Below are 17,668 nucleotides of genomic sequence, written 5' to 3'. Positions count from 1 at the left end.
ATTATTTTTCTAATGCGATTTGTATATGGGCAAGGTGATGCTCTTCATGCCAAGCTAATTTTGCCACTTTAGTGGCAACTGTTATTTTACCGTTTTTTTGGTGCATAAAGCTTCGATCTAATTGATCCTCAGATAAAGTACTTCCTAGAAATAGGATTCGCTCATTTATTCCTTCTAACATCTTAATAGAAGTTTCTACAGGAAGCTTGGTATCTGGTAGAATGGCCCACTTTTCTTCATCAAAAGCTGGAACTGTTGGATTCTCATCCGTTAAAGCTAGCTTCAAACGTTGATACATATTCAATTGAGAATCTGCAATGTGATGAACAAGTTGACGAACTGTCCAGCTACCATCACGATAAGTTTTACTTAACTCCTCTTCATTTAAAGAGCCTACTGTTTCTCTTAAACGAGTCGTGTAAGTTGCGATTTCCTTTAGCCATTCTTTTATATTTTCTAATGTTACTTTTTCAGGAACCTGTAGTTTGCCAATTGGGTATCTTACATCCATTTTTCATCCCCCTTTTCCCTATTATTATCTTGATTAAATCTTCTTCTGATAATAACAGTAACTTTGAAAATATATTTCACCACATTAAGGTGTTTGTCCGCACATTAATTCGTTACTTTATTCTCTTCAAATAGCATTGTGCCATTTTCTTTTAAATGTGTATGGAATGAGAAAGCTTTTTCAAGAATGTGTGGTGTTTGTCCCCCCACTTTCTCTTTTGCTTCTTCAAAGTAAGCACGTAATTGTGGTCGATATTTCGGATGGGCAATTTCGATTAATTTTTCTGCCCTCTTCACTGGCGGAAGCCCACGCAGATCAGCATAGCCTTGCTCTGTCACAATAACATCTACATCATGCTCTGTATGGTCAATATGCGATACGAAAGGTACAATCGTCGAAATCGCCCCGTCTTTGGCTAGTGAAGACGTTACAAAGATGGTAATTCTAGCGTTTCGAGCAAAGTCCCCTGACCCACCAATACCATTCATAATTTTAGTGCCGTTAATGTGTGTTGAATTGACGTTACCGTAAATATCTACTTCAATGGCAGTGTTAAAAGAAATCACGCCTAAACGTCGAATAACTTCTGGATTGTTGGAAATTTCTTGTGGCCTAAACATAATTTTATCTTTATATTTTTCTAAATCCTCTGCTAATGAATCAACACGTTTCTTCGAAAGCGAGAAGGCTGTACCAGCTGCAAATTTAACAATACCAGCATCAATTAAATCAAAGACACCATCTTGCAGTACTTCAGAGAACACTTCAATATCTTTAAATTGAGAATTTTTCATGCCATTTAAAACGGCATTCGCAACTGAACCTACGCCAGATTGTAACGGAGCTAATGATTCTGGCAATTTCCCTGCAGCTACTTCATTAGCTAAGAAGTCTAGTAGATGATTGGCAATTTGCTGTGTTTCTTCATTTGGTTCAAATAAAGGTGATGGAATATCAGGCTGTTCTGATAAAACAATGCCTTTTACTTTATCTGGATCGACCTTGATGCCAATTTCTCCAATCCGATCTGATACTGTATAAATAGGAATTTCTCTACGTTCACCTTGCTCTTTTTGAACAAAAATATCATGAAGACCTTCGTATGCTCGAGGCGCAGTAGTATTAATTTCAATGATAACGTTTTCAGCTTTTTCTACAAAAATCGGTGAATTTCCTACTGAGCCAGTTGGAATGATATAACCATCTTCAGTGATGCCAGCAGCTTCAATAATGGCATAATCAATTTTGCCTAATGTTCCTTTTCTAACTTCTTCCGCAGTATGTGATAAATGCTGGTCAATGTAATATAATTCACCTTTATTAACTTTACCACGCATTACAGAGTTTCCTTGGTAAGGAACACGCAGGTTAATGATACCTGCCTCGGCCATTGATTGGTCTGCAGTTGGCCCTAGTGAAGCACCTGTATATAAGTTAACTTTAAAGTTTTCATTTTTTCCTCGCTTAGAAAGTGCAAGTGGAAATTCCTTTGGCTCACCGAATAGAGTAAATCCACTCATTCCAAGGTTCATTCCATCTTCAATCCATGAAGCAGCCTCTTCAGCTGAAACAACCTTGTCCAAAAATGCTGTACTTCTAATAAATTGGCTTAAATCTTTTCGCATTAACAATCACCTCATAATAGATTTGTAGTACTTTTTTCCTTTGTAAATTTGGGATAAAAAATGCATAACATTATTGCCAATCAAAACTCACCTTACAATATATTCAAATATATGAGCTTCTTGTCTATATTGTAAAAAGAACTCAGCCTTTAGTCTATCTCATGATTTCTATGATAATGATAGAAAAAAACTATAATACATAGCTGTTCAAAGAATTTATCGCATCTTTCTCTGTGTGAAAATGGAGCTTTTCGATTTCACGTACAAGTAGCTTAATATATTCACGTGCTGCATAATTAATAAAACAGTCCTTTTTCATGATGAGGTAAACGGCTCTAGATAAAGATGGTTTTTCGATATGTTGGAAAAATAAATCCTCCGTTTCATAAAAATCGTATAAAGTTCGAGAGACTATACTGCGACCAACACCATGACGAACTAAATTTAAGATCGATCGAATACTTGATGTTTCAACGATTGGCTCTAATGGTTTGCCAACCTCATTGCTGGCCTTATTAAGTAATTTTCTACATTGATGCATACTTGGAAATAAGATGAGAGGATAATCTAAAACTGAAGAAAATGATACGTTTTGCTCTTTATTTCTTTGATTACTAATGAGGTAAAAATCTTCATCGTATAGTTTCGTCACTTGTAACAAGTCATTGGGAGTTAGATGAAAATCAATACCAAAGTCAGCCTGATTTTGTAAAACGGCTTTTTCTACTTGATCTGTCGTTTCAATAATGACTTTTATATTTGGGTACAGCTGATTAAATTGAATACATAAAGTTGAGACCAAGTCCGTTATTTCCCCTGGCAACACAGCAATTTTCAATTCCCCAATCTCCACATTTGATAATGCCGTAATTTGTGAAGAGATACTTAAGATAGAGCCTTGAATATTCAGGGCTTCTTGTTGGACGATTTCTCCAACCTTCGTTAGTTCAACCTTCTTCCCAACGCGGTTAAATAAAGAATACCCTATTTCCTTTTCCAGCATTTTAATTTGATGGCTTAAAGTAGGTTGAGAAATTCCTAGTTTTTCAGCAGCTTTGGTAAAATGGAGCTCTTTACTAAGCATTAAAAAATATTCTAAATGCCGTAATTCCAAATTGCTTCAATCCTTTCTGTCTGATAACTCGAATCTGTACTTTTAGTGAGCCATATAAATAGACTACTAAATTAGCCCCTTGCCTTTCGTAATTATTTTTAATTTATCTACACTATTGCGATTAACAAAAGTGCGCCTGCTTTTAAATTTATTTTATATAAAGTATCATAGATATTACAAGGAAAAAACAGAATATTCCTTCTTTTCTTATTTTTATAGACTTATAAATGCAATAAGCTCTACCGTATCTAGTTTTCTTTATTTAAAGGAGTGACAAAAGTGAAATCACAAATTATTCAATCTTTTGGTAAACCATCCGTCTTTCAACATAAGGAGATTCCGAAGCCTGAAATAGAGCCGGGACATGTACTTATCCATGTGAAAGCAACTAGTGTTAACCCTATTGATACAAAGGTTCGGGCCGGTTCAGTTCCAGCAGTTGCTCCGGAGTTCCCAGCAGTATTACATGGAGATGTAGCTGGTTTGGTATGTGCAGTAGGCGAGGGAGTCACTAAGTTTGTCATTGGCGATGAGGTGTTTGGATGTGCGGGTGGTTTTAAAGGGACTAGTGGCGGTTCACTTGCTGAATATATGCTAGCAGATGCTGACTTACTCGCTCATAAGCCAAAAAATTTAACAATGGAAGAAGCTGCGGCTTTGCCACTTGTTTCTATAACAGCCTGGGAGGCATTATTTAACCGAGCTAGACTTACACCAGGGCAAGAAGTATTAATTCATGGAGCAACTGGAGGTGTAGGACACATCGCCATTCAACTCGCCAAGTGGGGAGGAGCAACCGTCTATACAACTGCCTCTTCACAAGAAAAGTTAGAGATGGCTAAGCGCCTCGGTGCAGATATCACGATTAATTATACAGAAGAAACCGTTCAGGAATACGTTGAAAAATATACTGACGGAAAAGGATTTGACCTAGTGTTTGACACAGTTGGGGGTGAAAATCTTGACCGCTCTTTTGAAGCGGCAGCGGTACATGGAACTGTAACAGCCATTGCGACTCGTTCAACTCATGACCTAACACCAGTACATTCGAAGGGCCTTTCTCTACATGTTACCTTCATGCTACTAAAAATAGTGAATAAAGACATGCATAAACATTATGGAGAAATATTAAAGAAGGTTGCAAGTGTGGTGGAGGAAGACAAGCTACGACCTCTACTAGATCCACGTATTTTTACATTTGATGAAGTTTCAAAAGCCCATGAATACATGGAGTCAGGACAAGCAGTTGGGAAAATTGTTTTGGTGAACAACTGGTAAAATGATTAGAGGACTAATATTACTCTAAGTAATTTAAAGGAAAGAACATGTGAGCATCATCAAATATGTTCTTTCCTTATAGGAAATTTGTAACACAGTATAGAAGTTCTTCAACTTTAATAGCTAAAGTAAAAATTCAAAGCCAACATAATTAAACACATTGTTTAACCCTAAATTGACAAATTCATTCTACAACGGCTATTGCCACTGTTCTACACTTACATGTTAGCTTTTTTTATTCTTCTATTAAAATTGGATTAACTACCGACATCGCTAATATAGACGGTAAAATAATTATGTTTATCTGTAAAAAGCCGTCAGATAAATTTCGGTTAGTTTACTTAAATTGAAGTCTTTTTCTCTAATTGATTTTTATATCTCATTCGTTTCTTTTTTTCTATTACCTTGAAATGATGATGGGCTGGATTCTTTTTACGTAAAAAATAAAGTGTGATAAGAAATGGGATACTCCCTACTATGAATACATCCATAAATTCGAGTGTATCATCAGCAAGCTTTGGGTTAGAAACTTCCTTATTTTTTACTACAAAAATAGCATGCTTTTACTAGTTACAGTAAAATACATGCTATTACAATAATAGTATATTTTCCGATTGATTATCCTTGGCTTTTTCGATTCTTCTTGCGGGTACTATTACAGTTGCCCCAGCTTCTGCAAATACTCGGGTGATGTCGAGCCCTAAACCTGAATATCCACCTGTTACGATTGCTACCTTACCAGATAAATTCTTGCCTCCCATAGCTTCTTTTGCTGTTGTTCTCGCACCAAAGCTATGAATGCTCCTTTCACAAGAAGTGTAGTTCTTGGAGTTAACTCCATGTCAACAACTTTTATAAAAACATTTCCATTACTATTTATTATCATCACACACGTTACGACAATTTATGCTAAACGATTAGAATCTAGCGATTTAAAAATTCATTATGATTTAGAATAAAAAAGAGTGTCTTAAAGTCAAATTTGAACTTAAAGACACTCTTTATTCATTATAAAACTTCAATTTAGAATGCTTTTTGTAATGCTTCTAATCCATCTTGATAGATACCATGGAATAGCTCAATAGCTTCTTGGTCACTTACATCCACAGGTGTGAAACTGCCAGACCACTCGACCAACGATGATTGGCCGTCAGTATCTTCTTTGACTTGGATTGTAGATAAATAATCAGTAACCGGAAACGGTGCCTTCATAATTGAATACGTGTAGTAACGTTCCTTGTCATTGAAATTTTCTAAACGCTCTACAATAGCATCTCCATCAGGGTTAGCAAGGTGACGTACACGTCCACCTTCCGTTACTTTACTGCTTGGAATATAGGGTAACCAGTCTGGAAGCGAGTCAAAGCCACCAATTAATTGCCATACTTCCTCAGGTGAAGCTGAAATTCTAATAGATGTAATAGTATTTGCCATTTTCTTTACTCTCCTTTTTATATAAAATCGATTGGTAGTGGTGCATGTGGTGCGATCAATTTTTGTTCGCGCATTTCTTCCCAGAATGCTGCTGGGATAATTGTTTTCAATGCAGCTTGGTCTTCTGCAATTCGCTCTGGTTTACTTGCGCCAGGAATGACAGCAGCAACTGCTGGGTTCGCCAATGAAAATTGTAAAGCAGCTGACTTAATGCTGATTTGATGACGATCTGCAATACTTTTGATTTTTTCTACTTTCGCCATAATTTCTGGTGACGCTTTTTGGTATTCGAAGTGAGTGCCTCCTGCAAGAACACCTGAACTATATGGGCCACCAACGACAATGTCCATATTATTTTTTTTAGCTGTTGGCATTACTCGTTGTAGCGCACGTTCGTGGTCTAATAATGTATAACGACCAGCTAGTAAGGATACATCTGGTTTTACTTCCTCCAAATCCAGTAGTAATTCAATTGGTTCTACTCGGTTTACTCCAAGTCCCCACCCTTTAATAACGCCTTCTTCACGTAATTGCGTGAGCACACGGAAGGCTCCTGTACGAGCTGTTTCAAATTGTGAAATCCACTCATCGCCATAAAAATCTTGCGCTACATCATGAATATAAACAAAATCTATACGGTCTGTTTGTAAACGTTTCAAGCTGTCCTCAATTGAGCGAAGGGTTGCGTCCGTGCTATAATCACTAATAATTTTGTTTTTACGTCCGAATTCGAAAAGCCCACCTTTTTCTCCTAAATCTCGTGCAGATGGATCTTCCAACTCATCCGAAATAATTCGACCTACCTTTGTGCTTAAAACGTACTCGTCACGATTTCTTTTTGATAAGGCTTCACCAAGACGAATCTCAGCTAAACCAGAGCCATAAAGTGGAGCTGTATCAAAGTAACGAATGCCACTCTCCCAAGCAGCATCTACAGTTGCAATTGCTTCTTCTTCTGGGATATTACGGTACATATTACCAAGAGGCGCTGTACCAAAACCTAATTTTCCTTGTAATAGATTTCTCATATTATTAAATCCTCCTAAGATTAGTTCTTTTGTTGATTGCCAGTATGATCAATGACTGATTACTTATCAAAAGTCATTTCTTCATCTGCAATATTGATTATGAGGCACCTAAAGAAAATAAAAAAGTACGCACTTTAAAGTAATATGAGCACCAAAAAGTGCCTATTAGTAAAGACGCAGACAAAGTAGTTATATACTTTATTCCCACAATAAAATAGAATTTCATTTTAAGTACTCTAAGATTGTCATAATGAGATATTAGCTTTTTGAGATGCAAAAAAACCACTCTCTTTGAGTGGCTACAAATAGCAGGTACGCTTTATTTGTTTAAACAAATCGAGAGATGGTTAAAACCAAATAAATAGCCTCATGGAACTGTATTACTATTAATAGTCACAAATCCGTTTCTCTTAGCCGTGTCTATTAACGTGTAAATAGATTGACTGGCTGCTTTATTATACAAATACCATTGATCTTCAGCTGCATTGTAAATCAAACTATCTGGCTTCTCTAGAAATGGTTGTTCTGAAATTTGAATTAATGAATAGAGATCAAAACGCTTGATATTGTTGCCTTCTTCGTTTAAAAAATCATATTGTCCTATTTTATAATAGCTCCCAGGTATAGCACTGTGAAAAGACTACGTGAAATCTGCTGGTGGTTCGACCTTACTTCCTTTATTTTTTACAAAAAGATGGTACATTTCTTCGATATAGGCATTGCCTTTTAATTGCTCCTCAATTCCGCCCATTGTCATGTGGTATTCATGCAGTATCGACTTTACTTCTACCCCATCAATAATTAACGGCTTCGTTTCAACTTTGACAGTTAAATTATTATAATGGACCTTACTGCCAAAGGTTTCTGCTAGAAAGCGCAATGGAACAAAGATACGCCCATTCTTTACATAAGGCTGTGTATCAAGTAATATCGTTTGTCCGTTTACCACAGCTGTACGACTGTTCTGTATTAAGATTACCTTCATAGTGCTTTTTGTAAGCGTCACTTGCGATTTGGTCCAGTCTACCTTGGCCCCCAAATTTTCACTAATGACACGTAAAGGTACCATCATACGATTATTTTTCATTTCAGGGTTTACATCAGTTACAATTACAACATCATCCACTTTTAGCTGAATTTTTGTTGCGGCATTAGTAGTTGACGTTGCCATTATGAGAATCCAAGCAATGAATATCCCTGCAAACACCTTTTTCATCTTCATTAGCTCCTTTAGAAAACAATATTTTCTATAGTACTTAATTCAATAGAAAGCTAATAAGCTCCTTCTTCATAATGGATTTGAAACTTTTGTACAAAAAACCACCTACTATTTGACTAGTAAGTGGTTTAATTATTATAGTCTAACCTTTACCTCTGTGCCATCTTTAGCTTTGACATCTACAAGTACAAGTCCTTTATAATTTTTCATCTCGTTGACTATAGGTTTTAAGGATTCTTTGTCGATTATTGGAAAGACAAAATCAACTTTTTTCCTTTCGAAGTACTCTTTTGTCCATTTGTTTACATTTTGCTGAATCAATTTAGAAGACAAAATGGCAAGAGCGATGTTTATCAAAGCATATGGAATGGGGACAGTAAGCCGAACGTCTTTTGCTTTCACTTTTACATGCATCATAAGCTAACCACTATTCAATGAAGACCGAAACGGAATCCCCGTTGGCGGATTTAATATCAACAATTTGCCCATCTAATTCATTTTCGATTGCTTCAAGGAGAAGGTTTATATCAATATCCTTCACGTATTTTTCCGATTGTGGAATACTCGCTGCGATACTATGTCCAGCCATTAAAACTGCTTTAACAAGTTTGATTGGTAAATTGACCGTGACGTTATCATTTTCCGTTGAGACAACACGTACTTTTAAAGTCTTATCTAAATATTTAGTTGGCTTTTCAGCGAATTTATTCCCGGATTCTTCTTTCTCTTGTAATACTTGAATGAGCTCTGAACCCTTATCTGCATCAATCTTTCCTTCTTGGATCATCGTTAATACTTTTGTAATTTCTTCTTTCATGGTCAATTCCTCCTTATTCTTCTTTTAAGAGCTTGATGGCCTCTTCCGTTGTGATTTCACCATTTTCCAACATGGCCACAATTTTTTTCTCATTTACTTCATTTTTCTTCTTTTGTCCATAGCCAAGTGATGAAATAATTTCTGTTAACTTACCGCGAACCGTTGGATATGAAATCCCTAGTTCCTTTTCAACTTCTTTAATATTCCCTCGACATGTTAAAAATACTTCCACAAAATGAAGTTGATCCTTAGATAAGGATGCTAGCTTAGACAATTCAAACTCATTTTCAATCGTTGTGTGACAATGAGAACACTGTAACTTTGTAATTTTCAATGTTTTACTACAGACAGGACAATTTGTGATTACTTGATAAGCCATAGTGTACTCCTTCCTTTAAGTTAAATTGATTATATAATAAATAATTGAATAAATAAACAATGAATTTTAATTTTTTAATTAAAATAATTAATAATATTAATTTTAACTTTAATATTATTGATTATTCAGCTCCCGAAATATTGAAAGAAGCCAATTTGTTTATATTTAGCAAATGGACGATTTTTTGTATGAGATTCGCCTATAACATACAAACTTATATTAAGATTTACATTAGAAAGGGAGTAAAATTTATGCCATTTGTCACCGTATTTGGAGGGAAAACCTTTGAGGTTGAGGAAGGAAAAAAATTAGTTCTAGCTCTTGAAGATAATGGTATCAATATTCTGCATCAATGTGGAGGAAAAGCAAAATGTACTACCTGTCGAGTAGAGGTATTAGCTGGAGAGTATAAAGATACTTCGAAAATAGAGAAAAACGCTTTTGCTATTAAAAATATAGATGAAAACTTATATGATGATTGCTTGCGGCTTTCTTGTCAAATACGTGTTATTGGAGACATTACAGTTCGTCCAATTTTGATCTCGGAAAGTTCTCAGGACAATAGAGGGCCAAGACCTGCAGATTAATTAGGGGGATACATAAATAAAGGCATAGGAATCCAGTCCTAATGCCTTATTTATTATACTTTTATTAAAAGACGCTACGTACTAATCCCCCATCAATTCTCAATGCAGACCCATTAATAGCAGAAGACAGTGGGCTACTTAAAAACGTAACAAAATGAGCAATTTCCTCTGGACGAATCAGTCGCTGTATAATAGAGGTTGGACGATTTTCTTTCATAAATCGCATTTCAGCTTCTTCCATCGTCAAATGCTCATTAGGATACAAGGTATTCAACATCGTTTCGACGCCTTCTGTAAATGTAGAACCAGGCATTATGGTGTTGACCGTCACATTTGTTCCTTTCGTCAGCTCAGCTAAACTACGCGACAGGGAAAGTTGCATCGTCTTCGTGGCGCTATAATGAGCCATTTCTTGCGATGGCATAATGGCTGCTTCACTTGCAATAAAAATAACCCTTCCTTCCCTCTTTTGAATCATTTGATTGAGGTACCATCGTGTAAGGCGAACACCACTCATAATGTTGACTTCAAACATCTTCAACCATTCTTCATCCGAGATGTTAAAGTATTCTTTTGGCTCAAAAATCCCTAGGTTGTTGATCAAAATATCTACTTTTGGGTATTCTTCTGTTGCCTTTTGGCATCCTTCTGCTGTTCCTAAATCAGATATCAAAGGCTGAAGACTAGCTTCTGGGTACTGTTCCTGTAGTTCTTTTATTGTTTGAAGAACCTTATCTTCATGACGTCCGTTAATAATGACCGTAACGCCTTCTAATACTAATGATTTTGCAATGGCCTTACCAATCCCTGCTGTAGAACCTGTAACGAGCGCGGTTTTCCCCTTCAAATTTAAAAACATCGTAATCACTCCTAAGCACGTTTTTATTTGAATAAGTAGTAGTATGGAATTCTCCACTTCTTTTAAACAGTAAATATGTAAAGAAGGAGTGACAAGGCAAAATTCAGCACTTTCACTCCTCTGTATTTCTAGATGTTGTTATTTATTGCCGGAAAATGAGGTAATACCTCTTGTCCAAGCTCATGAATTACTTCTTCTGCAGGTCTTTTACTGTCAAATAATGCAAAGAAGAGATGGTTGACACCAATTTCTTTATAAATATTTAGTAGTTCGATTAACCGGTTTCGCCCTACTCGGAATCCTAAACGAATCGGCGTAGGCATTTCATTTGGATCTTCTGTTAAATCTAAGTGCATGGGCTGTGTGAATGGTTTGAAAACTCCCGGACAGTACTGTTCCACAAGCTCTCTCCATTGTCGAATAGCCTCTGCTTGAAGGTGTGGACTTCGTGGATAATACATCCAACCATCGCCGTTCTTCGCAAACCATTCCATTGATTGCTGCGCAAAACCTGTTATTATCGTTGGAATGCGCTTCGTTGGTTTTGGAACTAAATTACTTCCTTGAATAGCACCTAAAGTAGAACGAATAGAAGGAAAATCTTCATATAATACTTGATTTAAATATTGAAAGGCTTCAATAAAACGTTCTCCTCGATCATCATGGTTCACATTTAAACCATAAAAATCGGCTTTACGATCTCCAGATGAAACACCCAAAATTAGGCGCTCGGGAAATAACTGATCAATCGTTGCTATTTCTTTAGCGACTCGTAAGGGATGACGTAAAGAAAGTACGATAGCTGATGTTCCTAAAGCAATTTCCTTTGTTTGGCTTGCTAAATAGGTTAAATAAATCAACATATCATAAATTTGACCTACTGCTGGATCACCAAAAGAAGGATCTTCTAATAATACATCTCGAAACCATAGGCTAGTAAAACCATAATTCTCGGCTAATTGTGATAACTCCACCTGTTTTTCCATGGTAGGCGTACCAAAACGATAATTTTCTAATGGAATATGGAGACCTAGTGTTAACTCCCCTTCTTTATACATTCGATTATAACTATGATAATTGGAAAATTGACTCATAAAGCACTTCTTGCTCCTTTCCCCTTTTTAAAACTTCTGAAACTTGTTTCTACGAATTTTAATATGTTCGACTTTTGGAAAGAAAATTTGGATCTGCCCCTGTTACTCCACTTTGCCCCCAATCCCCTGGAATCATTTCTCTGATGACAATAAGTATTTTATCCAAAGGTGCGTGCGTAAATTTAGATGTAGTTTGTGTTAGCTGCTTTACCCATATATCCTTTGTTTCTTGATCAAATGTATTCCAGATATCAATCGTAATGATGGCCATTCCATCTACTGTATTTGCCTGTGTATGATAAGACTCTTGTGTATTCCAATTCATGACTCTACTCTTATCGGCAAAGCTAGGATCAGATGCAACTGACCCAGCTTTTCCCCAGTTTTCTTTCTCAAGTTCTTTTATTAATATTTGGATTTTGTCTGGAACAATTTTTAGTAAATTTGTTGTTAGTTCAGTAAGTGTAAAAATGAATTCCTTTTTTTCTTCCGTTGACATGGATGGCCATGTATTTACCTCAATTAATGGCATAATGATTCTCCTTTAAACTTCATCATTTAACAAATTTTTAATTCCTCTAATGACTAAGTCATGATCTTCCTCAGGGGTTAATCCTGAAACTGTTATTATACCGATAACCCCAACGTTTTTTATTTGGATAGGATATGCTCCACCAAACGCAGCGTATTTTGAGGCATCTAAGCAATATTTCTCATGATATGGAATTCCACTTAACTCACTTTGCATCTGTAAATAATACGAGCTGTGGTTGTGCAGCGAAACAACCCGCTTTTTTCGTTCAATCCACTGACTATTTTCCTCAGTCATTCCTGTCATTTTATAATGAAACAATTGAACACCATTCTTTGTTATATCAACAGCAATGGATTTCCCTTCTTGCTTCGCTTTTTCAATAATTAATAAGCCTAAGCGCAGGGCATCGTCATTTGTAAAAGTGGAAAATTGAAGTGTTTCCTCTTCTTTTAAAATTTCATCTATACTTAAAGTACTCATATCACTACCTCCAGCTATCCTTCAGTTAATCGGAAATGTAGTTCTGATCAAATGCGGTTATTTTTAATGTTCATGGACGTATTACTGATCCATAAATGTATTATAAGAAGTGTATTCGACGAAGGTAAGTACGCACTTTAAAGTGATATAGTCACTTAATTGTTCCTATTATGATAGAAGGGAAAAGTTTGTGAGATGTTGAAGCAGGATTGTATTCGTTGAAAAAATTTGTTACTATGGAAATACAATTATGAGAGGACTGATGAATGAACAATGATGAACTAATCTATATTTTTATTTGAAATGAAATACTTCAAACTACAAAATATAGGGTTAGTCTGTCCATTTTTAATAATCAGTTTCCATTTATTTGTCATGATCTGTTCATGGCAAGTAAGATGACGAATTTTTTAAAGCAAAAGACTAATCCTTCCAATTGATATTGGGAGGTTTTTTTATGCTCTCATAGTTAGAATTTTTTCTGTAACTTTCATCTACTAAAAAGGAGAGGGAAAAAATGATTGATTCAGACACTATTATTACGCATGTAACACTCCGTATAAGTCGTTAATATCCATCTGCCTATACGGAGGAATATTAAAATAGATGGATATACCGACTTTGTATGAAAAGTAAAACTGTTGCTATACAAAGGAGGAACTAGCATGTCCATGATACAAGTACAAAACTTAACATTTTCTTATCCAAGTAGCTTTGACAATATTTTTGAAGAGGTAAATTTCCAAATCGATACGGATTGGAAACTTGGGTTTATCGGTAGAAATGGCCGAGGTAAAACAACATTCTTTAATCTTTTGTTAGGGAATTATGAATATAGTGGGAAAATCATTTCATCAGTAGAATTTACTTACTTCCCCTATCCTGTTTCGGATCAGAACAAATTTACTCACGAAATTTTTGAGGAAATTTGCCCACAGGCTGAAGATTGGGAATGCCTTCGTGAAATATCCTATTTGGATGTTGATGCTGAGGTTATGTACCGACCGTTCAAAACATTATCAAACGGAGAGCAGACGAAGGTGTTGCTTGCTGCATTATTTTTAACTGAGGGCCAATTTCTTTTAATTGATGAGCCAACCAACCATCTTGACACAGATGCACGAAAGATTGTCTCAGAATATTTACGGAAGAAAAAAGGATTCATTTTAATTTCTCATGATAGAGCCTTTTTAGATGGCTGTGTAGACCATATCTTATCCATCAATAGAGCCAATATTGATGTTCAAAGTGGCAACTATTCTTCATGGAAGCTGAATTTTGATAGACAGCAGGAACACGAAGAAGCAACTAATCAACGTCTACAAAAAGATATAGATCGATTAAAACAGTCTTCGAAGCGTACTTCAGGCTGGTCAAATCAAGTGGAAGCTTCCAAAAATGGGACAACAAATTCCGGGTCTAAGCTAGATAAAGGATTTGTTGGACATAAAGCCGCCAAGATGATGAAGCGGGCAAAGAACATTGAATCTAGACAACAAAAAGCCATTGAGGAAAAGTCAAAACTACTTAAAAATGTAGAAAAAACAGAGGCACTAAAATTAGAACCATTGGCCATTCAATCAAAGGAATTAATAACTTTAGCTGATGTATCTATTCACTATGATGATCACATTGTCAATAAGCCAATTAGCTTCAAGGTGGAGCAAGGCGACCGTATTGTGTTGGATGGAAAGAATGGCAGCGGAAAAAGTAGCATCCTTAAACTAATTCTAGGAGACCCTATTCAGTATACAGGCTCCATACATTTAGCATCGGGCCTTATCATTTCCTATGTTCAACAAGATACTTCGCATTTAAATGGCATGCTGTCGGACTTCATCGAAGAGCATAATATTGATGAGACGCTATTTAAATCCATCCTAAGAAAGATGGATTTTGATCGAATTCAATTTGAAAAAGATATTTCTCATTATTCCGGTGGTCAAAAGAAAAAGCTCTTGATTGCTAAAAGTTTGTGTGAAAAAGCACATATCTATATTTGGGATGAACCTTTAAACTTTATAGATATTTATTCACGCATGCAAATTGAAGAGCTCATTCAAAGTTTTAATCCCACAATGGTTTTTGTTGAGCATGACGAGGCATTTCAAGAAGCTGTGGCAACTAAAACGATATCGATGTAGTTAAACAGGAATCCATTTTGAAACATCAAAATGGATTCCTTTCTATTTATAAAGATACTTCCTTCAAGAGCGTTTGCTTCATGCTTTTGATGATGCCCATGTGGTGGCTTTCATGGTTCATATGGAAAATGACCATATCCCCTATGGTTTTCATGCCTAAAAAAGGCTCTTTCAGAGGTTCATTTAGATGGCCACTACACGCTTGTTCAATAAGTAGCGGTTGTTCCTCTAGAAGCGTAATTATTTGTTCCATCGTTGGAGGCTGTTCAGTCCAATTATCGGGCTTGCTCCCACTCGGAAACATTAAATGATAGGATAAAGGTAATTGTCTTTCTTGATGAACAGCTGGAAACATACTATGATCCCAACCCACTAATAAATGACCTGCGTTCCAACGGATATTGTTCGTATGGCCATCGGGTATTTGGTCCACAATATCCTCGGGAATTATACGTAGAAATTCAACAGTCCAATTACGCCACATTTTCATTTGTTCAAATAATTGCTTTTCACTCATCTACTCCCTCCCCTTCTACACGCTATTCAAGTATATATTAACACAATATTCCAATTATTTTCATCGGCTTAACTAAACAAAAAAAGATGTATCGCTAAAATAACTAGGATACACCTTCTTATAATGAAAAAAATACCACAACTGATTGATTGTGATATTTTTTAATGTTTTACTTTTTTTCTTTATTAAATTGTTGTTGTTCTTTCTTTTGTTCTTTTTGTTCTTTCACTTCTAGTTCTTCAATATTAAATTCCATTGCTACTTCTTCTTGCTCTAATTCATTCTTTTTCTTTTCTTTCGCCATAACTCTCACCTCCAATAAGCTATAAATTGTCCTTATTGCGGTGATTTATACTATCATGCTTAAATTATGATACACATGTATAAAACCACAATATACAACCACAATAAAAGTGCGTAGTGTCTCACTACTTAAAGAGCTGCAGAGATTTATTCTCTGTGGCTTCTTTTATACGTAAGTGCAAAAAATCATGCTAGGTCTTTAAATTCTTTTGATTAAAAGGAATGTTTATTCTTTATTCATCCATACTATCTTTGTTTGAAAAAAAAGGTGAAAACCAGAAAAGGAAGTGTAGAATATGGGTATTCTTGGTGGAAATCCAAAAGATGAACCATTGCATTATGGTGAAGTATTTAGTGTTTGGTCAAGTTTAATTGCAGATTATGGTATGATTTCTGGCTATCAAACGTTCTATAATCATGCTGGTGATGAAGATCTTAAAAAAATAATTGAAGATTTGATCGAAACGTGTAGAGAAGAAGTAAAACAATTAGAAAAAATTCTAAAAACGAATGGAATAGCTCTACCACCAGCTTCACCTGAAAGACCTGTCGCAAGATTGGAAGATATTCCTCCAGGTGCAAAGTTTAACGATCCTGAAATTAGTGCAGCTCTTACTGCTGATGTTGCTGCTGGATTAGTGGCATGTAGTCAAGCAATGGGTACGTCTACTCGTGAGGATGTCGCATTAATGTATGGACAATTCCACATGGCTAAAGCTCAACTTGGTGCAAAGCTTTTACGTTTAAACAAAAATAAAGGATGGCTTGTACCACCGCCATTACATGTCAATTATCCTGAAAAGTAAAGTCAATTTCCCCGAATCGAGGAATGCAAATGTATTACTATAAAGAAGAATTAATTAACATTATTAAGCCTGACAAACCGGATCCACAAGCAGCACGTGTTATGCAAGAAATACTAGGTGGTCATTATGGTGAAATGAGAACCATGATGCAATACTTTTTCCAAAGCTCTAATTTTAGAGGGAAAGAAACACAATATCGTGATTTACTTCGTGGCGTTTTCCTAGAAGAAATTGCCCACGTCGAGCTCGTACAAAATACAATAAACCAATTGCTAAACGATTCAGGTGAATCTTCTGCTCCTGGTAGTAACGGCGCCGACCAAGCCCCTTTGGATGAAGCTGTTAGACATGCTAATCCTCATCATTATATTGTGGGGGCGCAATCCTCTTTACCTGTAGATGCTGCAGGTAATCCTTGGAATGGTTCTTGGGTGTATGCACATGGAAATTTGATTGCGGATTTATTAGATAATTTAGTGCTTGAGTCTACAGGTGTACTCCAAAAAACACGTATTTATGAGATGAGTTCAAATCAAACATTTAGGGAAACCCTTGCATTTCTAATCGTTCGAGATAATGCCCATCAAAACGCATTTGCCAAAGCATTAGAAACGTTAGGAGTTGATTGGGGAAAACTGTTCCCAGTGCCGAATTATGATATCAACAAATATCCCGAATGTAGGAAATTCGTCGAAATGGGCTATCATAATGCCCAATTTAACTTCAGATTAGATCCAACACGTATCGGTGAAATCTTCCAAGGACAAACGCCAAGTAGAAATGGCGGAGAACTTAATGTAACTCCCCCGCCTGAAGGGTTCCCTGTACCACTCATGCCAGAGATGCCAAATGAACACAGCCCTGGTCTGAAGGATATGAATCATTAATTTCCCAGTTTAATACTGGGATTTTTTTTTGTAAAAGAAATGAAATAATGA

General features: G+C 36.0%; 21 protein-coding genes. 5 read left to right on the top strand and 16 right to left on the bottom strand.

The annotated features are described in order from the left end of the window. Position 1: 1 nt before the first annotated feature. The 3 genes from MKY49_RS11350 to MKY49_RS11340 form a co-directional block, all read right to left on the bottom strand. Entirely contained in the window at positions 2 to 511 is a 510-nt protein-coding gene (locus MKY49_RS11350; protein ID WP_341386259.1) for a YfiT family bacillithiol transferase, read from the bottom strand. A gap of 104 nt (positions 512 to 615) precedes the next feature. Further along, positions 616 to 2,136, bottom strand: coding sequence for a succinate CoA transferase (locus MKY49_RS11345; RefSeq protein ID WP_341386258.1), 1,521 nt, complete (start codon positions 2,134 to 2,136; stop codon positions 616 to 618). Positions 2,137 to 2,326: 190 nt separating this feature from the next. Continuing rightward, entirely contained in the window at positions 2,327 to 3,250 is a 924-nt protein-coding gene (locus tag MKY49_RS11340) for a LysR family transcriptional regulator (protein ID WP_274793132.1), read from the bottom strand. Between the two features lie 279 nt (positions 3,251 to 3,529). On the opposite strand from MKY49_RS11340, the gene MKY49_RS11335 reads away from it, so the two are divergent. After that, on the top strand, positions 3,530 to 4,528 hold the full coding sequence (locus tag MKY49_RS11335) for a zinc-dependent alcohol dehydrogenase family protein (protein WP_341386257.1): 999 nt from the start codon (positions 3,530 to 3,532) through the stop codon (positions 4,526 to 4,528). Between the two features lie 590 nt (positions 4,529 to 5,118). Here MKY49_RS11335 and MKY49_RS11330 read toward each other — a convergent pair. The 7 genes from MKY49_RS11330 to MKY49_RS11300 all read right to left on the bottom strand — a co-directional run bounded on the left by MKY49_RS11330 (position 5,119) and on the right by MKY49_RS11300 (position 9,405). Further along, a complete protein-coding gene (locus tag MKY49_RS11330; RefSeq protein WP_341386256.1) occupies positions 5,119 to 5,289 on the bottom strand; it encodes an SDR family NAD(P)-dependent oxidoreductase in 171 nt (56 codons plus the stop codon). Positions 5,290 to 5,551: 262 nt separating this feature from the next. Continuing rightward, positions 5,552 to 5,962 (bottom strand): SRPBCC family protein, encoded by a 411-nt coding sequence (locus tag MKY49_RS11325; RefSeq protein WP_274793130.1) that lies wholly within the window; start codon positions 5,960 to 5,962, stop codon positions 5,552 to 5,554. Positions 5,963 to 5,979: 17 nt separating this feature from the next. Further along, entirely contained in the window at positions 5,980 to 6,990 is a 1,011-nt protein-coding gene (locus MKY49_RS11320; protein WP_341386255.1) for an aldo/keto reductase, read from the bottom strand. A gap of 640 nt (positions 6,991 to 7,630) precedes the next feature. After that, the gene (locus MKY49_RS11315; protein ID WP_341386254.1) at positions 7,631 to 8,206 is read right to left on the bottom strand and encodes a copper amine oxidase N-terminal domain-containing protein; all 576 of its coding nucleotides are present in this window, start codon (positions 8,204 to 8,206) and stop codon (positions 7,631 to 7,633) included. A gap of 138 nt (positions 8,207 to 8,344) precedes the next feature. After that, a complete protein-coding gene (locus tag MKY49_RS11310; protein ID WP_274793127.1) occupies positions 8,345 to 8,626 on the bottom strand; it encodes a hypothetical protein in 282 nt (93 codons plus the stop codon). A 10-nt stretch (positions 8,627 to 8,636) separates the two neighbouring features. After that, complete coding sequence (locus MKY49_RS11305) at positions 8,637 to 9,026, bottom strand: SHOCT-like domain-containing protein (RefSeq protein ID WP_322605138.1); 390 nt, start codon at positions 9,024 to 9,026, stop codon at positions 8,637 to 8,639. Positions 9,027 to 9,039: 13 nt separating this feature from the next. Then, positions 9,040 to 9,405 carry a DUF2089 domain-containing protein gene (locus MKY49_RS11300; RefSeq protein ID WP_322605137.1) on the bottom strand — a complete coding sequence of 122 codons (366 nt, stop codon included), beginning with the start codon at positions 9,403 to 9,405 and terminating at the stop codon, positions 9,040 to 9,042. 251 nt (positions 9,406 to 9,656) lie between these two features. On the opposite strand from MKY49_RS11300, the gene MKY49_RS11295 reads away from it, so the two are divergent. Beyond that, positions 9,657 to 9,992 carry a 2Fe-2S iron-sulfur cluster-binding protein gene (locus MKY49_RS11295; RefSeq protein WP_274797323.1) on the top strand — a complete coding sequence of 112 codons (336 nt, stop codon included), beginning with the start codon at positions 9,657 to 9,659 and terminating at the stop codon, positions 9,990 to 9,992. A gap of 64 nt (positions 9,993 to 10,056) precedes the next feature. Here MKY49_RS11295 and MKY49_RS11290 read toward each other — a convergent pair whose 3' ends face one another. The 4 genes from MKY49_RS11290 to MKY49_RS11275 all read right to left on the bottom strand — a co-directional run bounded on the left by MKY49_RS11290 (position 10,057) and on the right by MKY49_RS11275 (position 12,960). After that, entirely contained in the window at positions 10,057 to 10,851 is a 795-nt protein-coding gene (locus tag MKY49_RS11290) for an SDR family NAD(P)-dependent oxidoreductase (protein ID WP_274797247.1), read from the bottom strand. Positions 10,852 to 10,979: 128 nt separating this feature from the next. After that, positions 10,980 to 11,945 (bottom strand): LLM class oxidoreductase, encoded by a 966-nt coding sequence (locus MKY49_RS11285; protein ID WP_341386251.1) that lies wholly within the window; start codon positions 11,943 to 11,945, stop codon positions 10,980 to 10,982. A 58-nt stretch (positions 11,946 to 12,003) separates the two neighbouring features. Then, positions 12,004 to 12,477, bottom strand: coding sequence for a tautomerase family protein (locus MKY49_RS11280; RefSeq protein ID WP_341386250.1), 474 nt, complete (start codon positions 12,475 to 12,477; stop codon positions 12,004 to 12,006). Positions 12,478 to 12,489: 12 nt separating this feature from the next. Next, positions 12,490 to 12,960: a heme-degrading domain-containing protein gene (locus MKY49_RS11275; protein WP_274797244.1), complete on the bottom strand. Its 471-nt coding sequence runs from the start codon at positions 12,958 to 12,960 to the stop codon at positions 12,490 to 12,492. 665 nt (positions 12,961 to 13,625) lie between these two features. Here MKY49_RS11275 and MKY49_RS11270 point away from each other — a divergent pair. Then, positions 13,626 to 15,104, top strand: coding sequence for an Lsa family ABC-F type ribosomal protection protein (locus MKY49_RS11270; RefSeq protein WP_341386249.1), 1,479 nt, complete (start codon positions 13,626 to 13,628; stop codon positions 15,102 to 15,104). 46 nt (positions 15,105 to 15,150) lie between these two features. On the opposite strand, the gene MKY49_RS11265 is transcribed toward MKY49_RS11270, so the two are convergent. Both MKY49_RS11265 and MKY49_RS11260 read right to left on the bottom strand, forming a co-directional pair. Continuing rightward, entirely contained in the window at positions 15,151 to 15,621 is a 471-nt protein-coding gene (locus MKY49_RS11265) for a DinB family protein (protein WP_341386248.1), read from the bottom strand. Positions 15,622 to 15,790: 169 nt separating this feature from the next. Continuing rightward, positions 15,791 to 15,925: a hypothetical protein gene (locus MKY49_RS11260; protein ID WP_274797240.1), complete on the bottom strand. Its 135-nt coding sequence runs from the start codon at positions 15,923 to 15,925 to the stop codon at positions 15,791 to 15,793. Positions 15,926 to 16,220: 295 nt separating this feature from the next. Between MKY49_RS11260 and MKY49_RS11255 the strand changes: the two genes are divergently transcribed. Together MKY49_RS11255 and MKY49_RS11250 are read left to right on the top strand one after the other, a co-directional pair. Then, positions 16,221 to 16,730, top strand: a complete 510-nt coding sequence (locus MKY49_RS11255) for a DUF3231 family protein (protein ID WP_274797238.1) — start codon at positions 16,221 to 16,223, stop codon at positions 16,728 to 16,730. Positions 16,731 to 16,759: 29 nt separating this feature from the next. Continuing rightward, on the top strand, positions 16,760 to 17,617 hold the full coding sequence (locus MKY49_RS11250; protein WP_274797237.1) for a manganese catalase family protein: 858 nt from the start codon (positions 16,760 to 16,762) through the stop codon (positions 17,615 to 17,617). The last annotated feature ends 51 nt before the right edge of the window (positions 17,618 to 17,668 follow it).

This window comes from Lysinibacillus sp. FSL M8-0134 (assembly GCF_038069745.1).
GTDB classification, from domain to species: Bacteria; Bacillota; Bacilli; order Bacillales_A; family Planococcaceae; genus Lysinibacillus; species Lysinibacillus irui.
The sequence above is the reverse complement of the archived record's forward strand: the minus strand, read 5'-3'. Positions and strand labels throughout refer to the sequence as shown.